Source organism: Mesorhizobium sp. M4A.F.Ca.ET.020.02.1.1 (genome assembly GCF_004022645.1).
Taxonomy (GTDB): domain Bacteria; phylum Pseudomonadota; class Alphaproteobacteria; order Rhizobiales; family Rhizobiaceae; genus Mesorhizobium.
In genome coordinates this window covers 1-2868 of sequence record NZ_RZOI01000745.1, presented here as the reverse complement: position 1 = coordinate 2868, position 2868 = coordinate 1, and the positions used below count along the sequence as shown (strand labels likewise).

Sequence of the window (2868 nt, the reverse complement as noted above, 5' to 3'; positions counted from 1 at the left end):
CTCATAGGGGCCGAGGTTCATGCCGGTCTTTTCCTGGCGCAGATAGTAGGAGGTGTCGACGTCGCGCAGCAGCGGCAGCTTTTTGCCCTGTTCCTTCGTCCAGGCGGCAAGCTCGGGGATCTCCTCGAACAATATGTATTGATGGCTCATCACCATCATCGGCACTGCGCGGCCGAACATTTTTCCTAGCTCGGCGGCGCGGTAGCCGGCGGCATTGACCACGATCTCACAGCGGATTTCGCCCTGCGGTGTGGCGACCACCCATTCGCCGTTCTCGCGGCGAGCGCCGGTGACCGGGCAGAAGCGGATTATCCTGGCGCCCATGTCGCGCGCGCCCTTGGCCAGCGCCTGCGTCAGCTGCGCCGGATCGATGTCGCCGTCGCTCGGGTCGTAGAGCGCGCCTTTCAGCTCATGCGTCTCGATGAAGGGATAGCGGCGCTTGATCTCGTCCAGCCCGACGACGTCGATGTCCATGCCCTGGTAGCGGCCCATGCCCTTGGCGCGCCGGAATTCCTGCATGCGCTCCTTCGAATGGGCGAGCCTGAGCGAGCCGGTGACGTGGTAGTTCATCGGATAGTCGACGGCATCGGCGAGCCCGCGATAGAGCTCGGTCGAATAGCGCTGCATGTTCATCAGCGACCATGAGGACGAGAAGGTCGGCACGTTGCCGGCGGCATGCCAGGTCGAGCCCGAGGTCAACTCGTTCTTTTCGAGCAGCACGCAATCGGTCCACCCCGCCTTGCAAAGGTGGTAGAGCGAGGAGGCGCCGACGACACCGCCTCCGATGATCACCACGCGTGCCGTGCTCGGCAAACCCGCCATGTTCTTCCCCTCCAATCAATAGACAGGTGGCGAAACCACCCAGATGACCACCGCCGGCTCGGCGCCGGGATTGCGCCAGCGAAACGGCTTGCCATCGAAACGAAAGCTGTCGCCTTCGCCGAGCCGGTGCCAGACGCCGGCAATCTCGATCTCGAAAACACCCGACGTAACATAGCCGGCTTCTTCGGTCGGACGGCGCGCTTCGGTCTTCAGCTCCGCACCCGGCGCAAATTCCGAGCGCAGCATCTCGAAGCTACCGCCGAGGTCGGGCGACAGAAGCTCCTCCACAAGTCCGGATTCGCTTGTGCCAAGCGAGCGGCGGCTGCCGGCACGCACGACCACGCCGCGCTCCGCCTCGACCGGCACGTCATGGCTGAAGAACAGGCTGATCGGCACGCCGAACAGGTCGGCGAAAGCCCTGAGGTCGCCGAGCGAAGGGACCGACAGGCCGCGCTCTACCTGACTGACCCAGCCGACGGAGCGGCCGAGCCTCAGGCCGATCTCGGCCAGCGTCAGCCCGCGCGCCTTGCGCAGCGCACGGATGTCGCCGGCCAGCAACCGCTCGCCATTGTCCTGTTCCGGCCTGGGAGCGGTCGAGACCATCGGCCTTCCGATGAAAAATTGGAGACAAATTTCATGAGAGGGCAACTCCATGAAAAAATCAAGAGGATTTTCATGATGCCACAAGATTTGCTTGCGCGTTTTTTGCGGTTCATGCAAAGGCTCGGCGACGAACGGCGAATGGGGACGTCCGGTCGGGGGCCAGGTTTCAAGGAGTCTGTGCGTGGTCCTTCGCGGGAGCCGGTTTGGTTCCCGGTCACGCGCAAAGGGACGACCCATGCTGGAAAACAACAGCCGGATAGCCAAGGATGCGGCGATCGTCGACGAGGCGATCACGTCGCGCCGCTCGGTGCGCGCCTTCCTGCCCGATATGGTCGACGACGAGACGGTCCGCGACATCCTTTCCGTCGCCGCGCGCGCGCCATCCGGCACCAACATGCAGCCTTGGCGGGTGTATGTCACCAAGGGCGATGTCAAGCAGCGCATTTCTGAGGCCATCCTCAATTCAGGCATCCGCGCCGAGAAGGCCGAGTGGGACGAGTATCGCTACTATCCCGACCAGTTCTTCGAACCCTATCTCACTCGTCGCCGCGCGAACGGCTTCGGCCTATATGGCGCGCTCGGCATCGGCCGGCGCGAGGTCGACAGGATGCGGGCGCAGCACGATCGCAACTTCGTCTTCTTCGATGCGCCCGTCGGCATAATCTTCACCGTCGACCGGCGGCTGAACAAAGGATCGTGGATCGACTACGGCATGTTCTTGCAGAACATCATGGTGGCAGCGAGGGGAAGGGGCCTGCATACCTGCCCACAGGCGGCCTTCGCGCCTTATCACCGGCAGATCCGCCCGGTTCTCAACATCCCCGACGAGGAGATCGTCGTCTGCGGCATGGCGCTGGGCTACGAGGACAAATCCAAGCCCGAGAACGAATTTCGTACCGACCGCGCGCCGCTGGAAGACTGGGTAACGTTCAGCGAGTAACGGCCGCCAGCCAGCGCCAGCGGCCTTACTCGGTGTTCACATGCGCGCCGTGGCCGCTGACATGGGCGCCGTCCTGCGGCGTCAGCCGCAGATACGCGAACAGCGCGCACAGCGTGATCAGGCCTTCAATCAAGAACAGGATGCGGAAATCGTTGACGCTGGCATGGCCGCCGCTGGCGAGCAAAGACAACAACGCCGCCGCCAGGCCGACGCTGATCGCCACCGCAAGCTGCCAGAGAATGTAGTAGAGCGCGCTGAAGCGGGCGAGTTGCTCGGGCGCGACATCCGAATAGGAAAGGTTCCCGGTTGAAGCCCATTGCACCGAGCGGAAGACGCCGAAGATGAAGATGTAGGCGAGCACGATCCAGGCGGGCAGACTCGCCTGCATCGAGGCGAAGCCCGCGACGAGGCAAGCGACGATCGGCGTGTTGGTGACCAGCACGCGGCGGAAGCCAAAGCGGTTGAGGATGCGCGGCATCATGAAGCGCGTCAGCAACGAACCG

At 63.6% G+C, this 2868-nt stretch carries 4 protein-coding genes; 1 reads left to right on the top strand and 3 read right to left on the bottom strand.

What is annotated here, in order from left to right; translation table 11 throughout:
* Positions 1-822 (bottom strand): FAD-binding oxidoreductase (locus EN742_RS30370; RefSeq protein WP_148670365.1); only part of this gene is annotated, 822 nt, incomplete at its 3' end.
* 15 nt (positions 823-837) lie between these two features.
* A complete protein-coding gene (locus EN742_RS30365) occupies positions 838-1425 on the bottom strand; it encodes an XRE family transcriptional regulator (protein WP_126054069.1) in 588 nt (195 codons plus the stop codon).
* Between the two features lie 235 nt (positions 1426-1660).
* Between EN742_RS30365 and EN742_RS30360 the strand changes: the two genes are divergently transcribed.
* A complete protein-coding gene (locus tag EN742_RS30360) occupies positions 1661-2365 on the top strand; it encodes a nitroreductase (protein WP_126054070.1) in 705 nt (234 codons plus the stop codon).
* 25 nt (positions 2366-2390) lie between these two features.
* On the opposite strand, the gene EN742_RS30355 is transcribed toward EN742_RS30360, so the two are convergent.
* Positions 2391-2868 (bottom strand): MFS transporter (locus EN742_RS30355; RefSeq protein WP_128333631.1); only part of this gene is annotated, 478 nt, incomplete at its 5' end.

What these genes read in the sequence shown, in the direction of transcription:
- EN742_RS30365 (WP_126054069.1), bottom strand. Translation starts at nt 1,425, where the DNA reads ATGGTCTCGACCGCTCCCAGGCCGGAACAGGACAATGGCGAGCGGTTG.
- EN742_RS30360 (WP_126054070.1), top strand. Translation starts at nt 1,661, where the DNA reads ATGCTGGAAAACAACAGCCGGATAGCCAAGGATGCGGCGATCGTCGAC.